At 56.2% G+C, this 22,245-nt stretch carries 22 protein-coding genes; 18 read left to right on the top strand and 4 right to left on the bottom strand.

What is annotated here, in order from left to right; translation table 11 throughout:
• Positions 1-31: 31 nt before the first annotated feature.
• On the bottom strand, positions 32-691 hold the full coding sequence (flgA, locus tag AC4OVS_RS14100; RefSeq protein WP_022647723.1) for a flagellar basal body P-ring formation chaperone FlgA: 660 nt from the start codon (positions 689-691) through the stop codon (positions 32-34).
• A gap of 157 nt (positions 692-848) precedes the next feature.
• Between flgA and flgB the strand changes: the two genes are divergently transcribed.
• From flgB to flgL, 11 genes are all read left to right on the top strand, one after another.
• A complete protein-coding gene (flgB, locus tag AC4OVS_RS14095) occupies positions 849-1,265 on the top strand; it encodes a flagellar basal body rod protein FlgB (RefSeq protein ID WP_045622629.1) in 417 nt (138 codons plus the stop codon).
• 3 nt (positions 1,266-1,268) lie between these two features.
• Entirely contained in the window at positions 1,269-1,673 is a 405-nt protein-coding gene (flgC, locus tag AC4OVS_RS14090; RefSeq protein WP_003857997.1) for a flagellar basal body rod protein FlgC, read from the top strand.
• 11 nt (positions 1,674-1,684) lie between these two features.
• Positions 1,685-2,395 (top strand): flagellar hook assembly protein FlgD, encoded by a 711-nt coding sequence (gene flgD, locus AC4OVS_RS14085; protein ID WP_491922511.1) that lies wholly within the window; start codon positions 1,685-1,687, stop codon positions 2,393-2,395.
• Positions 2,396-2,421: 26 nt separating this feature from the next.
• A complete protein-coding gene (gene flgE, locus AC4OVS_RS14080; RefSeq protein ID WP_023299786.1) occupies positions 2,422-3,630 on the top strand; it encodes a flagellar hook protein FlgE in 1,209 nt (402 codons plus the stop codon).
• Between the two features lie 20 nt (positions 3,631-3,650).
• Positions 3,651-4,406, top strand: a complete 756-nt coding sequence (locus AC4OVS_RS14075) for a flagellar basal body rod protein FlgF (RefSeq protein WP_022647727.1) — start codon at positions 3,651-3,653, stop codon at positions 4,404-4,406.
• Between the two features lie 11 nt (positions 4,407-4,417).
• On the top strand, positions 4,418-5,200 hold the full coding sequence (gene flgG / locus AC4OVS_RS14070; protein WP_000625853.1) for a flagellar basal-body rod protein FlgG: 783 nt from the start codon (positions 4,418-4,420) through the stop codon (positions 5,198-5,200).
• Positions 5,201-5,257: 57 nt separating this feature from the next.
• Positions 5,258-5,956: a flagellar basal body L-ring protein FlgH gene (flgH, locus tag AC4OVS_RS14065; protein ID WP_023299788.1), complete on the top strand. Its 699-nt coding sequence runs from the start codon at positions 5,258-5,260 to the stop codon at positions 5,954-5,956.
• A gap of 12 nt (positions 5,957-5,968) precedes the next feature.
• Positions 5,969-7,066, top strand: coding sequence for a flagellar basal body P-ring protein FlgI (locus AC4OVS_RS14060; protein WP_022647728.1), 1,098 nt, complete (start codon positions 5,969-5,971; stop codon positions 7,064-7,066).
• Positions 7,067-8,020 carry a flagellar assembly peptidoglycan hydrolase FlgJ gene (flgJ, locus tag AC4OVS_RS14055; protein WP_063152019.1) on the top strand — a complete coding sequence of 318 codons (954 nt, stop codon included), beginning with the start codon at positions 7,067-7,069 and terminating at the stop codon, positions 8,018-8,020.
• Positions 8,021-8,095: 75 nt separating this feature from the next.
• On the top strand, positions 8,096-9,736 hold the full coding sequence (gene flgK, locus AC4OVS_RS14050; RefSeq protein WP_045307939.1) for a flagellar hook-associated protein FlgK: 1,641 nt from the start codon (positions 8,096-8,098) through the stop codon (positions 9,734-9,736).
• Between the two features lie 16 nt (positions 9,737-9,752).
• Positions 9,753-10,706, top strand: a complete 954-nt coding sequence (flgL, locus tag AC4OVS_RS14045) for a flagellar hook-associated protein FlgL (RefSeq protein ID WP_063841141.1) — start codon at positions 9,753-9,755, stop codon at positions 10,704-10,706.
• 75 nt (positions 10,707-10,781) lie between these two features.
• Here the strand turns inward: flgL and AC4OVS_RS14040 are convergent, their stop codons facing one another.
• Positions 10,782-11,993, bottom strand: coding sequence for an MFS transporter (locus AC4OVS_RS14040; RefSeq protein ID WP_333027342.1), 1,212 nt, complete (start codon positions 11,991-11,993; stop codon positions 10,782-10,784).
• A 109-nt stretch (positions 11,994-12,102) separates the two neighbouring features.
• On the opposite strand from AC4OVS_RS14040, the gene AC4OVS_RS14035 reads away from it, so the two are divergent.
• Positions 12,103-13,041, top strand: a complete 939-nt coding sequence (locus AC4OVS_RS14035; RefSeq protein ID WP_303756393.1) for a LysR family transcriptional regulator — start codon at positions 12,103-12,105, stop codon at positions 13,039-13,041.
• 40 nt (positions 13,042-13,081) lie between these two features.
• Here the strand turns inward: AC4OVS_RS14035 and rne are convergent, their stop codons facing one another.
• Positions 13,082-16,189 carry a ribonuclease E gene (gene rne / locus AC4OVS_RS14030; RefSeq protein ID WP_023305866.1) on the bottom strand — a complete coding sequence of 1,036 codons (3,108 nt, stop codon included), beginning with the start codon at positions 16,187-16,189 and terminating at the stop codon, positions 13,082-13,084.
• Positions 16,190-16,759: 570 nt separating this feature from the next.
• Here rne and rluC point away from each other — a divergent pair.
• Complete coding sequence (rluC, locus tag AC4OVS_RS14025) at positions 16,760-17,707, top strand: 23S rRNA pseudouridine(955/2504/2580) synthase RluC (protein ID WP_003857970.1); 948 nt, start codon at positions 16,760-16,762, stop codon at positions 17,705-17,707.
• Between the two features lie 79 nt (positions 17,708-17,786).
• Here the strand turns inward: rluC and AC4OVS_RS14020 are convergent, their stop codons facing one another.
• On the bottom strand, positions 17,787-18,371 hold the full coding sequence (locus AC4OVS_RS14020) for a Maf family protein (RefSeq protein WP_032624478.1): 585 nt from the start codon (positions 18,369-18,371) through the stop codon (positions 17,787-17,789).
• A gap of 140 nt (positions 18,372-18,511) precedes the next feature.
• On the opposite strand from AC4OVS_RS14020, the gene yceD reads away from it, so the two are divergent.
• The 5 genes from yceD (at position 18,512) to fabD (ending at position 22,244) form a co-directional block, all read left to right on the top strand.
• Entirely contained in the window at positions 18,512-19,033 is a 522-nt protein-coding gene (gene yceD / locus AC4OVS_RS14015; protein ID WP_491922510.1) for a 23S rRNA accumulation protein YceD, read from the top strand.
• A 16-nt stretch (positions 19,034-19,049) separates the two neighbouring features.
• A complete protein-coding gene (rpmF, locus tag AC4OVS_RS14010; protein ID WP_003857964.1) occupies positions 19,050-19,223 on the top strand; it encodes a 50S ribosomal protein L32 in 174 nt (57 codons plus the stop codon).
• A gap of 81 nt (positions 19,224-19,304) precedes the next feature.
• A complete protein-coding gene (gene plsX, locus AC4OVS_RS14005; protein ID WP_152811225.1) occupies positions 19,305-20,339 on the top strand; it encodes a phosphate acyltransferase PlsX in 1,035 nt (344 codons plus the stop codon).
• A 6-nt stretch (positions 20,340-20,345) separates the two neighbouring features.
• On the top strand, positions 20,346-21,299 hold the full coding sequence (locus tag AC4OVS_RS14000) for a beta-ketoacyl-ACP synthase III (RefSeq protein WP_003857960.1): 954 nt from the start codon (positions 20,346-20,348) through the stop codon (positions 21,297-21,299).
• Positions 21,300-21,314: 15 nt separating this feature from the next.
• Positions 21,315-22,244, top strand: a complete 930-nt coding sequence (fabD, locus tag AC4OVS_RS13995) for an ACP S-malonyltransferase (RefSeq protein ID WP_022647738.1) — start codon at positions 21,315-21,317, stop codon at positions 22,242-22,244.
• Position 22,245: the final 1 nt, after the last annotated feature.

Raw genomic sequence — 22,245 nt, 5'->3', positions numbered from 1 at the left:
ATCGGCAGTGGCCGCGAAATCTTTAAAAAGATTACAGGTTAATCAGAATATTCCCATCAGGACCGACCGTGCCGCTGACCACCTGGCCTGAGGACATTCTGACCCGGGCATTTTGCGCCACTGCGGCATTATTCAGCGCTTTTCCTTCACTGTTGATACTAAAGCCTTCGCCATTGGCGACCACCATCACCTGTTGTCCCGCCTTCACCCGCCACGCCTGGCGCAGCATGGATAGCTGTATCGCCTGTCCAGGAGCGACATCGCGCAGGCTGACCGCCTCCTGAGCCTGGTTGATATCCAGCATCGTCCGCGGTGGAAGCTGATCCAGACGGCCTCGCTTCAGCGTTACGCTGTCTGGTTGCAGCAGGCTGCCCCGGGGAATGGGAACGGCGGCGACAACATAATTGCCTGTCGCCTGAACCGCAACCTGTAAATAACGTTTTTCGTTGGCGCAACGCGCCAGCACATTCACGTTGCCCCATAAGCGGGTGCTGCCGGTCACGCTAAATGACGGGGCTTCGCAGGAAGGGTAAAGGTTAGGCGGGGTGCGTACGGTCACGCGTACGTCATCGCTGAAACCGGCCAGCTTCTGCGCAAAGAATGCATTGAGCTGGTTCTCTAACCCCTCAGCCTGCACAAGAGGGCTCAAAAGCAGCAGGGTCGCCGCAAGGCCACGTTTAAAAGTCCGCATCGCACGTTCCACCATGTCCAGAATTAAGCAAATTCTACCCGCAGTGGTTTTCCATCAACGCAACAAATAGCGACGCATTTTGCGCTTATTCCGTCGATAGGGGAGACGGGGTGAGATTTAAGCTGTGAACTGAAATTTTCTCATCAGCGGAGGAGACATGCTCGATAAACTCGACGCCGCGTTACGTTTTCAGCAGGAAGCGCTCAACTTACGCGCCCAGCGGCAGGAAATTTTAGCCGCCAATATCGCCAACGCGGACACCCCCGGGTATCAGGCGCGCGATATTGATTTTTCCAGTGAACTCAAAAAAGTGATGGAGCGTGGACGTGCCGAAGGGACGGGTGTCTCACTTGCCCTGACATCCTCACGGCATATTCCCGCTCAGGCGATGACCGCGCCAACAACTGACTTACTTTATCGTGTCCCCGATCAGCCCTCGCTTGACGGCAATACCGTCGACATGGACCGGGAGCGCACACAGTTTGCCGATAACAGCCTGCAATACCAGACAGGCCTGACGCTACTCGGCGGGCAAATCAAAGGCATGATGACCGTCCTGCAGGGGGGCAATTAGTAAATGGCCTTGCTGAATATTTTTGATATCGCCGGTTCGGCATTAACGGCGCAGTCCAAACGACTGAACGTGGCAGCCAGTAACCTGGCCAACGCCGACAGCGTGACCGGACCTGACGGACAACCGTATCGCGCTAAACAGGTCGTCTTCCAGGTTGATGCTGCACCGGGTGCGGCAACGGGCGGCGTGAAAGTGGCGGACGTGGTTGAGAGCCAGGCGCCCGACAAGCTGGTTTACGAGCCAGGCAACCCGCTCGCGGATGCCAGCGGCTACGTGAAAATGCCGAACGTGGATGTGGTCGGGGAGATGGTGAACTCCATGTCCGCGTCACGCAGCTACCAGGCAAACGTCGAAGTGCTTAATACCGTGAAGAGCATGATGCTCAAAACACTCACTCTCGGCCAGTAAAGGAGACACGCATGTCCATCGCCGTAAACGTGAATGACCCGACAAATACCGGCGTCAACAGCACCAGTAGTGCAATCGGTTCCAGCTCCCTCACCGGGAGCAATGCCTCCGATTTACAGAGCAGCTTTCTGACCCTGCTGGTGGCACAGCTGAAAAATCAGGACCCGACCAATCCGATGCAGAATAACGAACTGACCACGCAGCTTGCGCAGATCAGTACCGTCAGCGGCATTGAGAAACTGAATACCACGCTCGGCTCGGTCTCCGGTCAAATCGATAACAGCCAGTCCTTGCAGGCCGCCAACCTGATCGGTCACGGGGTGATGATCCCGGGGACCACGATTCTGGCGGGCACCAGCACCACCGATGGCACGTCCACCACCACCACGACGCCGTTTGGCGTTGAGTTGCAGCAACCGGCCGACAAAGTCACCGCCACCATCAAAGACGCCAGCGGCAACGTGGTGCGCACGATTGAGATTGGCGAGCTTAAAGCGGGCGTTCATACCTTTACCTGGGATGGCAGCCTGACCGACGGCACTAAAGCGCCTAACGGCTCGTATCAGGTTGCGATTAGCGCCAGCAACGGCACCACGCAGCTGGTGGCTCAGCCGCTACAGTTTGCCCTGGTTCAGGGCGTCATCAAAGGTAGCGATGGCAACAAACTGGATTTGGGTACCTCCGGTACCACCACACTCGACGAAGTTCGGCAGATTATCTAAGCCTTCATACTTATCAGGAGTAAGTCATGGCCTTTTCTCAAGCGGTCAGCGGCCTGAATGCTGCGGCCACCAACCTGGACGTCATTGGCAACAACATCGCCAACTCCGCGACCTATGGTTTTAAATCCGGTTCTGCGTCTTTTGCAGATATGTTTGCAGGCTCTAAAGTGGGCCTGGGCGTGAAGGTTGCGGGTATCACCCAGGACTTCACCGACGGGACGACCACCAACACCGGTCGTGGTCTGGATGTCGCCATCAGCCAGAACGGTTTCTTCCGTATGGTGGATGCCAACGGTTCCGTGTTCTACAGCCGCAACGGCCAGTTTAAGCTGGATGAAAACCGTAACCTGGTGAACATGCAGGGGCTACAGTTAACCGGTTATCCGGTTGCCGGCACGCCGCCGACGGTGCAAACCGGTGCGAATCCGCAGGCGATCACCATCCCAACGACGCTGATGGCGGCGAAGTCCACCACCACGGCCTCTCAGCAGATCAACCTGAACTCCACCGATACCGCGCCAACCGTCGCATTCGACCCGGCCAACCCTGACTCTTACAACAAGAAAGGCACCGTGACGGTGTTTGACAGCCAGGGTAATGCGCACAACATGAACCTGTTTTATGTCAAAAACGAGACGCCAGCTAACTCCTGGAAAGTGTATTCGCAGGACGGCAGCGTAGCGGGAGATGCAGCGAAACTGGCAACCACGCTGACCTTTAACGAGAGTGGTGTGCTGACGGGTGGCGATGATATCAAGATCACAACGGGCACCGTTCCGGGCGCGACGCCAGCCACGTTTGACATGAGTTTCGCCAACTCCATGCAGCAAAACACCGGTGCGAACAACATCGTGGCGACGAGCCAGAACGGCTATAAGCCGGGCGATCTGGTGAGCTACCAGATCAACGATGACGGTACCGTTGTCGGTAACTACTCCAACGAACAGACCCAGGTGCTGGGCCAGATCGTGCTGGCAAACTTTGCCAACAACGAAGGCCTGAAGTCCGAAGGGGATAACGTCTGGTCTGCCACGCAGTCTTCCGGTGTTGCCCTGCTGGGTACCGCGGGTTCCGGTAACTTCGGCACGCTGACCAACGGCGCGCTGGAAGCCTCCAACGTCGATCTGAGTAAAGAGCTGGTGAACATGATTGTCGCGCAACGTAACTACCAGTCCAACGCGCAGACCATCAAAACCCAGGATCAGATCCTCAACACGCTGGTTAACCTGCGTTAAGCGGCTGACGGGAAAGCGCAATGGATCACGCAATATATACAGCGATGGGGGCTGCAAGCCAGACGCTCAATCAGCAGGCTGTTACCGCCAGCAACCTGGCGAACGCCTCCACGCCTGGTTTTCGTGCACAGCTCAACGCACTGCGTGCGGTGCCGGTAGAAGGGCTGTCATTGCCCACGCGTACGCTGGTCACCGCCTCCACGCCGGGCGCCGACATGACGCCAGGCCAGATGGATTACACCGCGCGTCCGCTGGACGTTGCCCTTCAGCAGGACGGCTGGCTGGCGGTGCAAACGGCTGACGGCGCAGAAGGGTATACCCGCAACGGTAACATTCAGGTGAGCGCCACCGGACAGTTGACGATTCAGGGGCATCCGGTGATGGGCGAAGCCGGTCCGCTGACGGTGCCGGAAGGGTCAGAGCTGACCATTGCGGCAGACGGGACGATCTCGGCGTTGAATCCGGGCGACCCGGCGAACACCGTTGCGCCTGTCGGTCGTCTGAAGCTGGTGAAAGCGGAAGGCAATGAAGTGCAGCGTGGTGATGACGGAATGTTCCGTCTGACCCAGGCTGCGCAGGCCACGCGTGGCGCCACGTTACAGGCCGACCCGACCATCCGCGTGATGTCCGGCGTGCTGGAAGGCAGTAACGTCAAACCGGTCGAAGCCATGACCGACATGATCGCCAGCGCCCGCCGCTTCGAAATGCAGATGAAAATCATCAGCAGCGTCGATGAAAACGCAGGCAAGGCTAACCAACTTCTGGCTATGAGTTAACAGGACTCCCTATGATCAGTTCTTTATGGATCGCGAAAACCGGTCTGGACGCACAGCAAACCAATATGGATGTAATTGCCAACAACCTGGCAAACGTCAGCACCAATGGTTTCAAGCGCCAGCGTGCGGTTTTCGAAGATTTGCTTTATCAAACGATTCGTCAGCCAGGGGCGCAGTCTTCTGAGCAAACCACGCTGCCGTCCGGTCTGCAAATTGGTACCGGCGTACGCCCGGTCGCCACCGAGCGTCTGCACAGCCAGGGCAACTTGTCCCAGACCAACAACAGCAAAGACGTTGCCATCAAAGGTCAGGGTTTCTTCCAGGTGCAACTGCCTGACGGGACCTCCGCCTATACCCGCGATGGTTCGTTCCAGGTGGATCAGAATGGTCAGCTGGTGACGGCGGGCGGCTTCCAGGTTCAGCCTGCGATCACCATCCCGGCGAACGCGCTGAGCATCACCATTGGCCGTGACGGTATCGTCAGCGTCACTCAGCAAGGTCAGGCCGCGCCGGTTCAGGTTGGTCAGCTCAACCTGACGACCTTCATGAACGATACCGGACTGGAAAGCATCGGTGAGAACCTCTACACCGAAACGCAGTCTTCCGGCACGCCAAATGAAAGTACCCCCGGCCTGAACGGTGCGGGGCTGCTGTACCAGGGGTATGTGGAAACCTCGAACGTTAACGTGGCGGAAGAACTGGTGAATATGATCCAGGTCCAGCGCGCCTATGAAATTAACAGTAAAGCAGTGTCGACGACCGACCAGATGCTGCAAAAACTGACGCAACTCTAAGGTGTAGCCCGGTGCGGTAAACGTCGCACCGGCTCCCTGTTTTCGAAGATGAAGGCAATGCAAAAAAACGCGGCGTTTCGTTATCCGATCCTGACTGTTCTGGCTGTCACCCTCAGCGGGTGTGCCTGGATCCCGTCTAAACCATTGGTACAGGGTGCGACAACCGCCCAACCCGTTCCCGGCCCCTCGCCGGTGGTGAACGGCTCTATTTTCCAGACCGCGCAGCCGATTAACTACGGTTATCAGCCGCTGTTTGAAGACCGTCGTCCGCGTAACGTCGGCGATACGCTGACCATTGTGTTGCAGGAAAACGTCAGCGCGAGCAAGAGCTCGTCGGCGAACGCCAGCCGCGACGGCAAAACCAATTTTGGCTTCGACACCGTACCGCGCTATCTGCAAGGGCTGTTCGGCAACGCCCGTGCGGATGTGGAAGCCTCCGGCGGCAACACCTTTAACGGTAAAGGTGGCGCGAACGCCAGCAATACCTTCAGCGGAACGCTGACGGTAACGGTTGACCAGGTTCTGGTGAACGGCAACCTGCACGTGGTGGGCGAAAAACAGATCGCCATTAACCAGGGTACGGAATTCATTCGCTTCTCCGGTGTGGTTAACCCTCGCACCATCAGCGGCACCAACACCGTACCGTCCACACAGGTGGCGGATGCGCGCATTGAGTACGTCGGCAACGGCTACATCAACGAAGCGCAAAATATGGGCTGGCTGCAACGCTTCTTCCTTAACTTATCGCCGATGTAAGCGAGGTGACCTATGTATAAATTTCTCTTCGCCGTGGCGCTGTCGCTGGTCGCTACCGTTGCGCAGGCCGATCGCATTCGCGATCTCACCAGCGTGCAGGGCGTGCGCGAAAACTCCCTGATTGGCTACGGCCTGGTGGTGGGGCTGGATGGGACGGGTGACCAGACGACCCAGACGCCGTTCACCACCCAGAGCCTGAACAACATGCTCTCTCAGCTCGGTATTACCGTACCGGCGGGGACCAACATGCAGCTGAAAAACGTGGCGGCGGTGATGGTGACCGCGTCTTATCCGGCCTTTGCGCGTCAGGGGCAAACCATCGACGTGGTTGTCTCGTCGATGGGTAACGCCAAAAGCCTGCGCGGCGGTACGTTGTTGATGACGCCGCTGAAAGGCGTCGACAGCCAGGTGTATGCTCTGGCGCAGGGCAACATTCTGGTTGGCGGGGCAGGTGCGTCGGCGGGCGGCAGCAGCGTGCAGGTGAACCAGCTGAACGGGGGACGTATTACTAACGGCGCGATCATCGAACGTGAGCTGCCGACCCAGTTCGGCACCGGCAACACCATTAACCTGCAACTGAATAACGAAGACTTCACGATGGCGCAGCAGATTGCTGACACCATCAACCGCAGCCGGGGTTACGGCAGCGCCACCGCGCTGGATGCCCGTACCGTGCAGATCCGCACGTCAACCGGTAGCAGCAACCAGGTGCGGATGCTGGCCGATATCCAGAATATGGAAGTGAACGTGTCGGTGCAGGATGCAAAAGTCATTATCAACTCCCGTACCGGATCGGTGGTGATGAACCGCGAAGTGACGCTGGACAGCTGCGCCGTGGCGCAGGGCAATCTCTCCGTCACGGTTAACCGCTCGGCCAACGTCAGCCAGCCGGATACCCCGTTTGGTGGCGGTCAGACGGTAGTGACCCCGCAAACGCAGATTGATTTACGACAGAGCGGCGGATCGTTGCAGAGCGTGCGCTCCAGCGCCAACCTGAACAGCGTGGTGCGTGCCCTGAACGCGCTGGGTGCAACGCCAATGGATCTGATGTCCATTCTGCAATCCATGCAAAGTGCAGGCTGCCTGCGCGCTAAACTGGAAATCATCTAAATGCTGACCGATAGCAAACTGTTGACCAGTGCCGCCTGGGATGCCCAGTCGCTCAACGAGCTGAAAACCAAAGCGGGCAAGGATCCGGCGGCGAATATCCGCCCGGTTGCCCGTCAGGTGGAAGGCATGTTCGTGCAGATGATGTTGAAAAGCATGCGTGAAACCCTGCCGAAAGATGGCATGTTCAGCAGCGATTCCACACGGCTTTACACCAGCATGTACGATCAGCAGATTGCCCAGCAAATGACCGCCGGAAAGGGGCTCGGCCTGGCGGACATGATTGTGAAACAGACCGCAGCCGCTCAGGGGCTGCCACCTGAAGAGGCTCCGCCGCAGGTGCCGCTGAAGTTTGATCTGGAAAAGGTGACCAGTTATCAAAATCAGGCGCTGACGCAGATGGTGCGTAAGGCGATGCCGAAGCCGACAGAAACGCGTGACGAGCCGCTCTCCGGCGACAGCCAAGACTTCCTGGCGCAGCTCTCCCTGCCGGCGCGTCTTGCCAGTGAAGAAAGCGGCGTGCCACACCATCTGATTCTGGCGCAGGCGGCGCTGGAGTCGGGCTGGGGGCAACGCCAGATCCGCAGGGAGAACGGCGAGCCGAGCTTCAACATCTTTGGCGTGAAGGCCACCTCCAGCTGGAAGGGGCCGACCACGGAAATTACCACCACCGAATATGAGAACGGTGCGGCAGTGAAGGTGAAAGCCAAATTCCGCGTCTACAGCTCGTATCTGGAAGCGTTGTCGGATTATGTCGGGCTGTTGAGCCGGAATCCGCGCTACACCGCCGTGACCCAGGCCACCACGCCAGAGCAGGGCGCTCAGGCATTGCAGAATGCCGGCTACGCGACCGATCCAAACTATGCACGCAAGCTGACCAGCATGATCCAGCAGCTGAAATCCATGTCTGAGAAGGTCAGCAAAGCGTATAGCACAGATCTCGAAAATCTGTTCTGAAAGTTCTCAAGTCCCGGTGGAGGTTGCCGATAACCTTCATCAGGACTCGTGTCTGAACGTATAAAAGGAACCCCCATGTCCAGTTTGATTAACAGCGCCATGAGTGGCCTCAGTGCTGCGCAGTCGGCACTCAATACCGTCAGTAATAATATTTCAAGCTACAACGTGGCAGGTTATACCCGCCAGACTACCATTCTGGGCGCATCAAACAGCACCCTGACCGGCGGCGGCTGGGTGGGTAACGGGGTCTATGTCTCCGGCGTTCAGCGTGAATATGATGCGTTTATTACCAACCAGCTGCGCGCGGCGCAGAACCAGAGCAGCGGCCTGACCACGCGCTACCAGCAGATGTCGAAAATTGACGACGTGCTGTCGGATACCACGAACTCGCTTTCTGCCAACCTCCAGGATTTCTTTAAAAGCCTGCAAACGCTGGTGAGTAACGCAGAAGATCCGGCTGCACGCCAGACGGTACTCGGGAAGGCAGATGGTCTGGTAAACCAGTTCAAAACTAACGATCAATATCTCCGCGATCAGGATGCGCAGGTCAATACGGCGATTTCTACCAGCGTCGATCAGATCAATAACTATGCGAAGCAGATTGCCAACCTTAACGATCAGATTTCCCGGCTGACTGGCGTAGGGGCGGGCGCATCCCCGAACGAACTGCTCGATCAGCGCGATCAGCTGGTGAGTGAGCTGAACAAAATTGTCGGTGTGGACGTGACCGTACAGGACAGCGGCACCTACAACATCTCTATCGCCAACGGCTACACCCTGGTACAGGGCAGCAACGCCAGCCAGCTGGCTGCGGTGAAATCCAGCGCGGACCCTGCACGTACAACGATTGCGTATGTGGATGCCGCAGCGGGCAACGTGGAGATCTCGGAAAAACAGATCACCACGGGGTCGCTTGGGGGGCTGTTAACGTTCCGTTCTCAGGATCTGGATCAGGCGCGAAATACGCTTAACCAGATGGCGCTGGCGTTTGCGGATGCCATGAATACCCAGCACCAGGCGGGCTTTGATGCCAACGGGGACGCAGGCGGCAAGCTGTTTGATTTTGGCTCCCCGGCAGTGCTGAGTAACGGTAAGAACACCGGAAGCGCGTCCGTGACGGCAACGATGACGGACAGTACCAAGGTCCAGGCGACAAACTACAAAGTTGAGTATAACGGTACTGACTGGACAATCACGCGTCTGTCAGACAACACCAGCTTCACGGCTATGCCGGATACCAGCGGTAATCTTTCGTTTGATGGCCTCAACGTCAACATTAGCGGCTCGGCCAATAATAAAGACAGCTTTATCGTGAAGCCGGTGAATGACGTTATCGTGAATATGGACGTTGCGATCAGCGACGAATCCAAACTGGCGATGGCTTCCGCGAAAGGAAGCGGCGAAAGCGACAATACCAATGGCCAAAAGCTGCTGGATTTGCAGAGCGCCAAGCTGGTGGGGGGGAACAAAACCTTTAACGATGCTTATGCCGCGCTGGTCAGTACGGTGGGCAGCACCACGGCGTCGCTGAAAACCAGCAGCGAAACCAAAGTTAACGTTGTTACGCAGCTGACCAAACAACAGCAGTCAATCTCCGGGGTTAACCTGGATGAAGAGTATGGCAACCTGCAACGCTATCAGCAGTACTATCTGGCGAATGCGCAGGTGCTGCAAACGGCGAGCACGCTGTTTGATGCATTGATCAATATCCGCTAAGGCTGAGGCATAAAAAATGCGTATTAGTACTCAAATGATGTATGAGCAAAGCATGCGCGGCGTGACGAACTCCCAAAGTCTCTGGCTCAGCTACGGCGAGCAGATGTCTACGGGGAAGCGTATCAACCGTCCGTCTGACGATCCGATTGCCGCTTCGCAGGCCGTTGTGCTCTCTCAGGCCCAAACGCAAAATAGCCAGTATGCGCTGGCGCGCTCCTTCGCTACGACGAAAGTCTCGCTGGAAGAAAACGTGTTATCGCAAGTGACAACCGCTATCCAGGCTGCTCAGGAAAAGATTGTCAATGCAGGCAACGGTACGTTAAGTGACGATGACCGCGCTTCGCTGGCAACGAACCTGCAAGGTATTCGCGATCAGCTCATGAACCTGGCTAACAGCACGGACGGTAACGGTCGCTATATTTTTTCCGGTTACAAAACCGAAGCGGCGGCTTTCGACCAGGCTACGGGTGATTATAAGGGTGGCGGAACGCCAATCAGCCAGCAGGTTGACTCTGCGCGCACGATGCAAATCAGCCATACGGGCACTGAAGTTTTCGATAGCTTCACCAGCAATGCGAAGCCAGAGCCAGATGGTAGTGCGCCGGAAACGAATTTGTTCAAGATCCTCGACTCCGCAATTGAAGCGCTGAATAAGCCGATTGGCGATGACGAAACGAAGGCTGAAGCATTTACGGCGGCTATTGATAAAGCCAACCGTGGCCTGAGCAACTCCCTCAACAACGTGTTAACCGTTCGCGCGGACCTCGGCATCAAGCTGGATGAGCTGGGCAAGCTGGACGCTCTGGGTGAAGACCGCGCGCTGGGTCAGACCCAGCAGATGAGTAACCTGGTTGACGTAGACTGGAACTCGGTGATTTCGTCCTACACCATGCAGCAGGCGGCGTTGCAGGCCTCGTATAAAGCCTTTAGCGATATGCAGGGTATGTCTTTGTTCCAGATGAACAGATAAGACTCTGACCTGTTTGACATGTCTTGAAACTGGGCATGTTTTGACTGCCCAACCCGTCCGGGTTGGGCATTTTTTTTACACACTTTCTGCCTGAGCGGACACCACCCGGGCGCTTTCAATCACTCTGATAGCCAGCGCAATGGCACCACACAGGGTTGCCAGTGCTACCACGCCCGTCCAGCCTGCCAGCGTATAGATATTGCTGCCTAATGCCGAACCCAGCGCCATTCCGATGAAAATGACGGTAAACAGCAGGGCGTTAAGGCGCCCACGGGCCTGCGGCTCAAGGCTGTAGACCAGGTTCTGGTGCGCCACGAGGCTGGACTGCAAACCGAGATCGAAACCGACCGCGGAGAGGGCAATCAGGAGCAACTGGCCGTGTACACCCAGGGCTGGTATCAGGAACATCAGAGCAAACGAGAGGGTCACCAGCGCGGCACCCAGTTGGGTCACTTTACCGGCGCCCAGCTTATCGGCCAGACCGCCTGCCAGCGGTGCGGCCAGCGCGCCTGCGGCTCCGGCAATACCAAAACCACCCGCCACGGCGCTGCCAAGGTGATACCGTTCCAGCAGCATGACCGCCAGCGTCGACCAGAACGCACTAAAAGCAATCGACAGAAAACCCTGAGCCAGCGCAGCCCGACGCAGCGCCGGGTAGCGACGCCAGAGGTGTTCCATGGAGCGCATCAGTGCCGGGTAGCTCAGCGTGGAATGAACGGCGAAGCGGGGAAGTACGGCCCACATCACCACGCCGATAAAGGCAATGCTTGCGGCGGCCAGCTGATACATCACTCGCCAGCCAAAGGCTTCACCCACCACGCCGCTCACGGTTCTGGAGAGCAAAATCCCCAGCAGCAGGCCGGTCATCACCGTGCCGACTGTTTTTCCCTGTTTGCCTTCCGGCGCGAGGATCGCTGCGGCCGGGACAATATCCTGCGCCATGGTGGCGGCCATGCCAATCAGCAGGCTGGTGAGCAGTAGGGAGTGCAGTTGTCCGGTCAGGCTACAACTCAGCAGGAAAAGCGCCAGAGCTGCACTTTTTATCAGGATCAACGTTCTGCGGTCATAACGATCGCCGAGCGGGAGCAGAAACAGGATACCTAAGGCATAACCCGCCTGGGTGAGCGTCGGGACCATGCCCATGCCTTCGATGCTCAGGTGCAGGTCTGAGCCCATCAGCGGCAGCAGAGGCTGGGCATAATAGATGGATGCCACGCTGAAGCCCGCACCGAGCGCCAGCATTAAGATTACCCAGCGGCTTACGGCCCGGGTGGTGGTTGTGTTCATAAGATGTTCCTCATTCGTCGTGTGCGGCTATTTTTTATCAGTACGCCTTGCGACGGTAGCGGGCGCGGTGGTAAAACGCTTATACGTGTAGCGTATAGGTGCAAATGATATGAAACGGACTGAGCGTATAGATCGTGTAGAACTGATGCGAACCTTTGTTCGCATTGTGGAGGCGGGGTCCCTTTCTGCGGCGGCACGTCAGCTGGCAACAACCCAGGCCACGGTGAGCCGACGGTTGCAGTCACTTGAAACCATGCTGGGCGTGCGCCTGATACTGCGCACAACCCATACCACACGGCTTACCGATGACGGTGAACGTTGCTATCAGCATGCCCGACGGGTAATTGACAGCTGGCTGGCGCTGGAAGACGAGGTGGGGCAGACGGAAGATGAACCGGTCGGGGTGCTGAGGGTGCGCGCGCCTCACGCGTTTGGCCAGGATCAGCTACTAAAACCGTTAACCCAATTTTTGCAGCGCTATCCCCAGCTTTCTGTTGAGTGGATGCTTAACGATCGCTCGGTTGATTTCCTCGGCGACAACCTTGACTGTGCTATTCGGGTGGGCGTGGAAGTCGATCCGGCAACCGTGTCTGTGCTACTGGCTGAAGTGCCGCGCTCGGTGGTAGCGTCACCGGCACTCCTGGCCCGTTTTCCCGCGGTTAACACGCCGGACGATCTGCAACATCTCCCCTGGATTGCAATCAGCTCTTTTTATCAACGCCATGTGGAACTCTTCCACGAGGCAACACCCACCCCGGCGAGAGTTACCATTACGCCACGCCTGAGTACCGACAGCCTGTATGTAGCGCGCAATACGGCACTCACCGGGCTAGGCGTGGCGGTGGTATCCAGCTGGACGGTACAGGATGATATTCGGGAAGGGCGACTGGTGCATTTACTGCCAGAGTGGCAGCCAGCAGCGCTACCGGTACATCTGGTTTATCCCTGGTCACGCTATTATCCGGCGCGCTTGCGGCGTTTTCTGGAGCTGATGCGGCAGATAATGCCGGAGGTCACCGGTATGAGAAAGCCCCTGCAACAGCCATAAAAAAGCCGACCCGAAGGTCGGCTTTCAGTCTTAGCGTGCGTTATTCAACAGGCTGAGGACGAGTAGCTGGGGCAGTAGCCATGTGCGTCGCACTGTGACCACCGGCAGCACCTTTACCTTCGAAGTTGAATTCCGGACGAACCCAGTCACTATGGCGTGGTGCTTCAGGCACGTACTCAGGTGCCGGGGCACGAGTCATTGGCGCGGTAGCAATGTGAGCAGGCGCTACAGCTTCAACGATCTCAACCGGCTCAGATTTCACTTCAGGCGCTTTGACCTCTTCGACAACAGGTTCAACCTGAATCTCGACGTCCTGAACAACCTCTTCCGTCACCGTTTCGACGGCAACGTCTGCGGGCTCTTCTGCTGCGGATACAGGCTTAGCGTCTTCCGCGACTTCTTCAGCCACCACGGTATCTTCTTCGGCAATGATCTGCGGTGCGGCATCAACCGGCGCAGCAATCACTTCAGGATGGGTCGTTTCCACTTCCACAGCCTGCGGCGGCGCTGTTTCAACAACCTGCGGTTCGACCACGGTTGCCGCTTCAGTCACGACGTCTTCCACCGCGACGACCGGTGCAATCACCTCTTCGGTAACAGCCTGTTCTTCAACAGCCTGCTCCGGACGTGCAACCGGATAACGGATCCAGACTTTACCGGAGGCCATCTCAGGTGACGCGCACGCCACGGTCATTGGCATTGGAGACTGGGTCGGGTAACGCTCGTCACGATAACGACGGCGACGCTGACCGCTCACGCGCAGATGGCGTGGAGAACGGCGGGAGCGACGCGGCATACCTGCGTTATCACGGTTTTCGCTGCTTTCGTCCTGCTCAACCTGATTTTCCACTACGGCTGGCAGGTCAACTTTCGCAACCTGAGTGCCCGTTGTGCTTTCAGCCGCTTCAACCGCGATAACGTCGTTTTCTTCGGCCTGAACAACACCCACACGTACTTTCTGGGTCAGCTGGCGCTGCTTACGACGCGGCATAACCTGAGTACGCTCTTCCTGCTCAGTGTCCTGCTGTTCTACAGGCGCTTCGCGATTCAGGTTTTTGACTTCCTGCTGAGCCTGGCGTTTGTCATCGTTACGACGACGGTTACGCTCGCGGCGAGGCTGCTGCTCGTCACGCTGTTTGCTCTTCTCGGACTCATCGCCCGCCTGCTGGCGAATCTCACGATCTTCAACGTTCTGCTGTTGCTTCTCGCGACGGTTGCGACGGTTGTCCTCGCGCTGTTCACGACCTTCGTTGTTATCGGAACGATTATCACGGCGCTCATTACGATCGCCACGGTCGTTGCGGTCGCGACGGTTGTTCTGACGCTTACGACGGTCCTGCTGACGCTCTGGTTTCGCTTCTTTTGGCGCTTCTTTCGGCTCCTCAGGCTGAACTTCTTCGGCGGCAAACATTTTTTTCAGCGCACCGATGATGCGGCTCAGGAGACCAGGCTGCTCAGGCTGCGCTTTTGGCGCGGCAGGAGCCACTTTCTGCACAGCAGGTTTTTCCGCTGGTTTTTCCAGCGTCGCTTCTGGCGGTGCTTCCGGCATGATAAAGGTCGCTAAAGCTGGCTGCTCAGGCAGTTTACGCTCGGCAGGCTCTTCATCAGACGGCAGCGCCATTTCTTCTTCATGCAGCTTCGGCAGCAGGTAGCTGAGGGTGCTTGTCTCTTCGCCTTTGCGCACGCGCAGCACGTGATAGTGCGGGGTTTGCATCTCGTCGTTTGGCACGATGATGCAGCGAACGCCGCCCTGACGCGCTTCGATTGCGCTCACCGCTGCACGTTTTTCGTTCAGCAGGTAGGAGGCAATCGGCACCGGAACAATAGCGTGAACCTCTTTGGTGTTCTCTTTCAGCGCTTCTTCTTCAATCAGACGCAGAATAGAGAGGGAGAGAGATTCATTGTCACGAACGGTACCTGTACCGGAACAGCGCGGGCAGACGTGATGGCTGGACTCACCCAGAGACGGGCTGAGGCGCTGACGGGACATCTCCAGCAGGCCAAAGCGAGAAATATGGCTGATCTGGATACGCGCGCGATCCTGGCGCACCGCTTCACGCAGACGGTTTTCAACCGCACGCTGATGGCGAACCGGGGTCATGTCGATGAAGTCGATAACGATCAGACCACCCAGGTCGCGCAGGCGGAGCTGGCGGGCGATTTCATCAGCGGCTTCAAGGTTGGTATTGAAGGCGGTCTCTTCGATGTCGCCGCCGCGGGTTGCTCGCGCGGAGTTGATGTCGATGGCGGTCAACGCTTCGGTGGTATCGATAACGATAGAACCGCCGGACGGCAGACGCACTTCACGCTGGAAGGCAGACTCGATCTGGGATTCAATCTGATAATGGCTGAACAGCGGGATTTCACCGGTGTACAGTTTAATTTTGCTGGTGAAATCCGGGCGACCCAGTGCGGCGATGTGCTGGCGAGCCAGCTCAAGCACTTTCGGGTTATCAATCAGAATTTCACCGATGTCCTGACGCAGATAATCACGGAAGGCACGCACGATGACGTTGCTTTCCTGGTGGATCAGGAACGGCGCAGCACGGCTTTCTGCCGCTTTCTTGATGGCTTCCCAGTGTTTCAGGCGGAAGCTCAGGTCCCACTGCAACGCTTCGGCAGATTTGCCAACGCCTGCGGTGCGCACGATAAGGCCCATGCCGTCTGGCAGTTCAAGACTTGCCAGTGCTTCTTTCAGCTCGGTACGGTCATCGCCTTCGATACGGCGAGAGATGCCACCCGCACGCGGGTTGTTTGGCATCAATACCAGATAGCTTCCTGCCAGACTGATAAAGGTGGTCAGCGCGGCGCCTTTGTTGCCACGCTCTTCTTTATCGATCTGGACGATAACTTCCTGACCTTCACGCAGAACATCTTTGATGTTCGGACGGCCATGGGAGTTGTAGTTTGCAGGAAAATATTCGCGGGCGATTTCTTTGAGAGGAAGGAAACCGTGACGCTCAGCACCGTAATCGACAAATGCAGCTTCAAGGCTTGGTTCAATGCGGGTGATTTTGCCTTTGTAAATGTTCGCTTTTTTCTGTTCGTGTCCAGGACTTTCGATATCCAGATCGTACAGGCGCTGCCCATCCACAAGGGCGACACGCAACTCTTCTTGCTGAGTTGCGTTGATTAACATTCTTTTCATCGTAACTTACTCGTTATTCTTACATTGACGACAAAGCTGCGGGCAAGGTGACGCTTTCCGGGGTATGAACCGATGGCCTCGTGTCTATTCACGTCGCCAACCTCACGGTTGTCGCTCGCTTAAGAGGCGCAGAGTGTCGGTTGCCTGTATTTCATAGGGAAACACAGCGCAATTATCAGGGGAATTGCCTGGGAAAACTCTCCAGAGAACAATCCTTATACCGGGAAGTACTGCAACCCGCAGCCCGCTAACTGCCTGAAAGATCAATACGTCTTACGCCATTGCTGCGTGGATGATCGGTCAGACAAAATTGGTCATTCCGTCGACATCCTTACAAAACCCGGATTTAACGCGGAAAACGGATTCATTATTCCACTGCTCGCCGGGTTATAGCAAGATGACTTTTACCAATTATCACCCGGTTACTCACAGTTTCTTCACTTCAACGGGGTGATTGGTTTAATAACCACCAAATCGATTGCGCGAAAGGGGAGTGGTCCGGATAAAAGTAAATATAAGCATAGAAAAATGAGTGGCGCTAATGTCAGACGCTATTTAGAATCGCCAACCATGAAAACAGAGACTCCAGCCGTAAAAATGGTTGCCATCGCCGACGACGAGGCGGGGCAACGTATCGATAATTTTTTGCGCACCCAATTGAAGGGTGTGCCAAAAAGTATGATTTATCGCATCTTGCGTAAGGGTGAGGTGCGGGTGAACAAAAAACGTGTGAAGCCCGAGTACAAGCTCGAGGCGGGCGATGAAGTCCGCATTCCACCGGTACGTGTTGCAGAGCGTGAAGAAGAGGTCGTTTCTCCGAAGCTGCAAAAAGTCGCGGCCCTGAGTGACGTTATCCTTTATGAGGACGACCACATTCTGGTGCTGAATAAACCGTCCGGAACGGCGGTACACGGGGGGAGCGGTCTGAGCTTCGGCGTGATCGAAGGTTTACGTGCGCTGCGCCCGGAAGCGCGTTTCCTCGAACTGGTTCACCGTCTTGACCGTGATACCTCAGGCGTGCTGCTGGTGGCGAAAAAACGTTCTGCACTGCGTTCCCTGCATGAACAGCTGCGCGAAAAAGGGATGCAGAAAGATTATCTGGCGCTGGTGCGCGGCCAGTGGCAGTCCCACGTGAAAGTGGTGCAGGCGCCGCTGCTGAAAAATATTCTGCAAAGCGGTGAGCGCATTGTTCGTGTAAATCAGGAAGGGAAACCGTCTGAGACGCGATTTAAAGTAGAAGAGCGCTACGAATTCGCCACGCTGGTGCGCTGTAGTCCGGTGACGGGGCGTACTCACCAGATTCGCGTCCATACCCAGTTTGCAGGCCATCCGATTGCGTTCGACGATCGCTATGGCGATCGCGAGTTTGATAAGCAGTTGGCGGGTACGGGGCTGTCGCGTCTGTTCCTGCATGCGGCAGCGCTGAAGTTTACCCATCCTAATACCGGTGAAGTTATCCGTATTGAAGCGCCGCTGGATGAGCAGTTGAAACGCTGCCTGAAAGTTCTGCGCGGCTGATTATGTGCCGGGTGGCGCTGCGCTTACCCGGCCTACGAAATCCGTAGGCCCATGCAAGCGAAGCGCCGCTGGGCAAAAATCACATCGTCAGCGGATTACACTCTTCTCGCCTTAACATCTGGCACAGCGCAATCAGCGGCAACCCCACCAGCGTGTTGGGATCCCGCCCGTCCAGCTTGTCGAACAGTGCAATTCCCAGTCCTTCACTTTTGAAACTCCCTGCGCAGTTCAGAGGACGTTCCCGACGCACGTAATCCATAATCTCCTCCTCACTGAGATGACGGAAGTGCACATCAAATGGCTCGCACTCGGTTTGCAGATGACCGGAGGCGGAATTATAAAGCGCCAGGCCGGTATAAAAGGTCACGATACTGCCTCGCGCACGCAAAAGCTGCTGGCAGGCGTTTTCTTCCGTATGCGGTTTACCGGTGATTTCGCCGCCCAGCACACAAACCTGATCGGAGCCTATAATCAGATGAGCGGGGTAACGTACGGCCAGCGACTGTGCTTTCTCTTTCGCGAGACGGGTCACCAGATGACGCGGTGACTCGCCCGGCTGTGGCGTTTCATCCACCTCCGGCGCGGCGCATTCAAACGGGATCCCGAGCTTTTCCAGCAGCATTCGGCGATAAGGTGAAGTGGAAGCAAGGACGAGATTTGGCATATTTTTATCACCAGATATAGCGTATCGATGCCAGCCATTTTAAACTACAGGCCGCAATGTGTGCGAATAATTGGCAAAAGGCAGCTCTGGTTGCCTTTTTCTTTGACTCTATGACGTTACAAAGTTAATATGCGCGCCCTATGCAAAAGGTAAAATTACCCCTGACTCTTGATCCGGTTCGTACGGCTCAAAAACGCCTCGATTACGAAGGAATCTATTCTTCCGATCAGGCTGAGCGTATTGCCGAATCTGTAGTCAGTGTGGACAGTGATGTAGAGTGCTCCATGTCGTTCGCTATCGACAACCAGCGCCTCGCCGTTTTAACCGGTGATGCAAAGGTGACGTTAACGCTCGAATGTCAGCGCTGCGGGAAACCGTTTGTACAGCATGTTCACACAACGTATTGTTTCAGTCCGGTTCGTTCTGACGAACAGGCTGAAGCACTCCCGGAAGCGTATGAACCGATTGAGGTTAACGAATTCGGTGAAATCGATCTTCTGGCGCTGGTTGAAGATGAAGTCATCCTCTCCCTGCCAGTCGTTCCGGTGCATGATTCTGAACACTGTGAAGTGTCCGAGGCGGACATGGTCTTTGGGGAACTGCCTGATGAAGCGCAAAAACCAAATCCATTTGCCGTATTAGCCAGCTTAAAGCGTAAGTAATTGAGGAGTAAGGTCCATGGCCGTACAACAGAATAAACCAACCCGTTCCAAACGTGGCATGCGTCGTTCCCATGACGCGCTGACCGCAGTTACCAGCCTGTCTGTAGACAAGACTTCTGGTGAGAAACACCTGCGTCACCACATCACCGCTGACGGTTTCTACCGCGGCCGCAAGGTTATCACTAAGTAATCACGCGTCAGCGTGATTAGGCTTAGTGAGGAACTTCCCCGTGAAAACGGGGAGTTTACCGAACCAGGCTGCGACGATACCTTGACACGTCTAACCCTGGCGTTAGATGTCATGGGGGGAGATTTTGGCCCTACCGTGACAGTGCCTGCAGCATTGCAGGCACTGAATTCTAATTCGCAACTCACACTTCTTTTAGTCGGTAATCCCGACACAATCACGCCATTACTTGCAAAAGCTGACTTTGAACAACGTTCGCGTCTGCAGATTATTCCTGCGCAGTCAGTTATTGCCAGTGATGCCCGGCCATCGCAGGCTATTCGTAATAGCCGCGGCAGCTCTATGCGCATGGCGCTGGAGCTGGTGAAAGAAGGGCGAGCGCAGGCTTGCGTCAGCGCGGGAAATACTGGCGCGCTGATGGGGCTGTCGAAATTATTGCTCAAGCCGATTGAGGGCATTGAGCGTCCGGCGCTGGTGACGGTGTTACCGCATCAGCAGAAGGGCAAAACGGTGGTGCTCGATCTGGGCGCTAACGTAGATTGTGATAGTACAATGCTGGCTCAGTTTGCCGTGATGGGGTCGGTGCTGGCAGAAGACGTGGTCGGGATTACCAATCCCCGCGTTGCGTTATTGAATATTGGTGAAGAAGAGACCAAAGGCCTGGACAGTATCCGCGACGCTGCGGAAATACTCAAACAGGTTCCCTCCATCAACTATATTGGTTATCTCGAAGCCAATGAGTTGCTGACGGGCAAAACGGATGTATTAGTGTGTGATGGCTTCACCGGAAACGTGACGTTGAAGACCATGGAAGGGGTCGTACGAATGTTCCTTTCTCTGCTGAAATCGCAGGGAGAAGGTAAAAAAAGGTCCTGGTGGCTGATTTTATTAAAGCGTTGGTTACAAAAAAGCCTGACGCGGCGATTCAGTCACCTCAACCCCGACCAGTATAATGGCGCCTGTCTGTTAGGATTGCGCGGCATCGTGATTAAGAGTCATGGCGCCGCCAATCAGCGAGCATTTACCGTCGCGATTGAACAGGCAGTGCAGGCGGTGCAGCGACAAGTCCCTCAGAGGATTGCCGCTCGCCTGGGATCTGTATTAGCTAAAAGTGACTGAGCGTACATGTATACGAAGATTTTAGGTACCGGCAGCTACCTGCCAAAACAAGTGCGTACCAACGCCGATCTTGAAAAAATGGTAGATACGTCTGACGAGTGGATTGTCACGCGCACAGGTATCCGTGAACGTCGTATCGCCGCGCCAGACGAAACTGTGTCCACCATGGGCTACGAAGCCGCTCAGCGAGCGCTTGAGATGGCTGGCATTGATAAAGAACAGATCGGGCTTATTGTGGTGGCGACAACATCTGCCACGCATGCCTTCCCAAGCGCAGCGTGCCAGGTGCAGAACATGCTCGGCATCAAAGGCTGCCCGGCATTTGATGTTGCAGCGGCGTGCGCGGGTTTCACCTATGCGCTGAGCATCGCCGATCAGTATGTTAAATCGGGTGCCGTAAAATATGCGTTGGTGATCGGTGCTGATGTGCTGGCGCGTACCTGCGATCCAACCGATCGCGGCACAATCATTATTTTTGGCGATGGCGCGGGCGCGGTGCTGCTGGGGCAGTCCGAAGAACCAGGCATCATCTCCACGCACCTGCACGCTGACGGTCGCTACGGCGAGCTGTTAACGCTGCCTAACGCCGATCGCGTTAATCCGGACAGTTCGATTTACCTGACAATGGCGGGTAATGAAGTGTTCAAGGTGGCCGTGACCGAACTCGCTCACATTGTTGATGAGACGCTGGAAGCGAACAATCTGGATCGCGCCGCACTCGACTGGCTGGTACCGCATCAGGCTAACCTGCGTATTATCAGCGCGACGGCGAAGAAGTTGGGCATGTCTATGGATAACGTTGTGGTGACGCTTGATCGCCACGGCAACACCTCTGCGGCATCGGTACCGTGCGCATTTGACGAAGCGGTACGCGATGGACGAATTAAACGGGGCCAACTGGTCTTGCTTGAAGCCTTTGGTGGCGGGTTCACCTGGGGTTCCGCGCTGGTTCGTTTCTAGGATAAGGATTAAAAAATGACGCAATTTGCTTTTGTGTTCCCGGGACAGGGCTCACAAACTGTTGGGATGTTGTCTGAAATGGCAGCAAACTATCCGGTTATTGAAGAGACTTTCCGTGAAGCTTCTGACGCGCTGGGTTATGATCTGTGGGCGCTGACCCAGCAGGGCCCAGCTGAAGAGCTGAACAAAACCTGGCAGACTCAACCGGCACTGCTGGCAGCCTCCGTCGCATTGTGGCGCGTATGGCAGCAGCAGGGCGGCAAAACGCCGGCGCTGATGGCGGGTCATAGCCTGGGTGAATACTCTGCGCTGGTCTGCGCAGGGGTGATTGCCTTCGCTGACGCGGTCCGTCTGGTTGAATTGCGTGGTAAGTTTATGCAGGAAGCGGTGCCAGAAGGCACGGGCGGCATGTCTGCCATCATCGGTCTGGATGATGCTTCTATTGCTAAAGCCTGTGAAGAATCTGCTGAAGGTCAGGTCGTTTCTCCGGTAAACTTTAACTCGCCAGGCCAGGTAGTTATCGCGGGTCATAAAGAAGCGGTTGAGCGTGCAGGCGCTGCCTGTAAAGCTGCGGGTGCAAAACGTGCACTGCCGCTGCCGGTGAGCGTGCCGTCTCACTGTGCGCTGATGAAGCCCGCTGCCGATAAACTGGCGGTTGAGCTGGAAAAAATGACCTTTAACGCACCGACGATTTCCGTTGTGAATAACGTCGATGTGAAGTGCGAAACCGCGCCGGAGGCTATCCGTAACGCGCTGGTTCGCCAGCTCTACAGCCCAGTTCAGTGGACCAAAACCGTTGAATTTATGGCGTCTCAGGGCGTTGAACATCTGTATGAAGTCGGTCCAGGTAAGGTACTTACCGGTCTGACAAAACGTATTGTAGACACCCTGACTGCCTCGGCGATTAACGAGCCGGAAGCAATGAAAGCGGCACTCTCGCAATAAA

The sequence above is a fragment of the Enterobacter sp. 4974935 genome, assembly GCF_058661735.1.
The sequence above is the reverse complement of the archived record's forward strand: the minus strand, read 5'-3'. Positions and strand labels throughout refer to the sequence as shown.

Coding starts and splice junctions, on each gene's coding strand:
- rluC (WP_003857970.1), top strand. CDS start 16,760: ATGAAAACAGAGACTCCAGCCGTAAAAATGGTTGCCATCGCCGACGAC.
- flgC (WP_003857997.1), top strand. CDS start 1,269: ATGGCCTTGCTGAATATTTTTGATATCGCCGGTTCGGCATTAACGGCG.
- flgH (WP_023299788.1), top strand. CDS start 5,258: ATGCAAAAAAACGCGGCGTTTCGTTATCCGATCCTGACTGTTCTGGCT.
- flgA (WP_022647723.1), bottom strand. CDS start 691: ATGCGGACTTTTAAACGTGGCCTTGCGGCGACCCTGCTGCTTTTGAGC.
- AC4OVS_RS14035 (WP_303756393.1), top strand. CDS start 12,103: ATGAAACGGACTGAGCGTATAGATCGTGTAGAACTGATGCGAACCTTT.
- AC4OVS_RS14040 (WP_333027342.1), bottom strand. CDS start 11,993: ATGAACACAACCACCACCCGGGCCGTAAGCCGCTGGGTAATCTTAATG.
- AC4OVS_RS14060 (WP_022647728.1), top strand. CDS start 5,969: ATGTATAAATTTCTCTTCGCCGTGGCGCTGTCGCTGGTCGCTACCGTT.
- yceD (WP_491922510.1), top strand. CDS start 18,512: ATGCAAAAGGTAAAATTACCCCTGACTCTTGATCCGGTTCGTACGGCT.
- AC4OVS_RS14020 (WP_032624478.1), bottom strand. CDS start 18,371: ATGCCAAATCTCGTCCTTGCTTCCACTTCACCTTATCGCCGAATGCTG.
- flgL (WP_063841141.1), top strand. CDS start 9,753: ATGCGTATTAGTACTCAAATGATGTATGAGCAAAGCATGCGCGGCGTG.
- flgB (WP_045622629.1), top strand. CDS start 849: ATGCTCGATAAACTCGACGCCGCGTTACGTTTTCAGCAGGAAGCGCTC.
- fabD (WP_022647738.1), top strand. CDS start 21,315: ATGACGCAATTTGCTTTTGTGTTCCCGGGACAGGGCTCACAAACTGTT.
- flgK (WP_045307939.1), top strand. CDS start 8,096: ATGTCCAGTTTGATTAACAGCGCCATGAGTGGCCTCAGTGCTGCGCAG.
- flgD (WP_491922511.1), top strand. CDS start 1,685: ATGTCCATCGCCGTAAACGTGAATGACCCGACAAATACCGGCGTCAAC.
- rpmF (WP_003857964.1), top strand. CDS start 19,050: ATGGCCGTACAACAGAATAAACCAACCCGTTCCAAACGTGGCATGCGT.
- rne (WP_023305866.1), bottom strand. CDS start 16,189: ATGAAAAGAATGTTAATCAACGCAACTCAGCAAGAAGAGTTGCGTGTC.
- flgE (WP_023299786.1), top strand. CDS start 2,422: ATGGCCTTTTCTCAAGCGGTCAGCGGCCTGAATGCTGCGGCCACCAAC.
- flgG (WP_000625853.1), top strand. CDS start 4,418: ATGATCAGTTCTTTATGGATCGCGAAAACCGGTCTGGACGCACAGCAA.
- flgJ (WP_063152019.1), top strand. CDS start 7,067: ATGCTGACCGATAGCAAACTGTTGACCAGTGCCGCCTGGGATGCCCAG.
- AC4OVS_RS14075 (WP_022647727.1), top strand. CDS start 3,651: ATGGATCACGCAATATATACAGCGATGGGGGCTGCAAGCCAGACGCTC.
- AC4OVS_RS14000 (WP_003857960.1), top strand. CDS start 20,346: ATGTATACGAAGATTTTAGGTACCGGCAGCTACCTGCCAAAACAAGTG.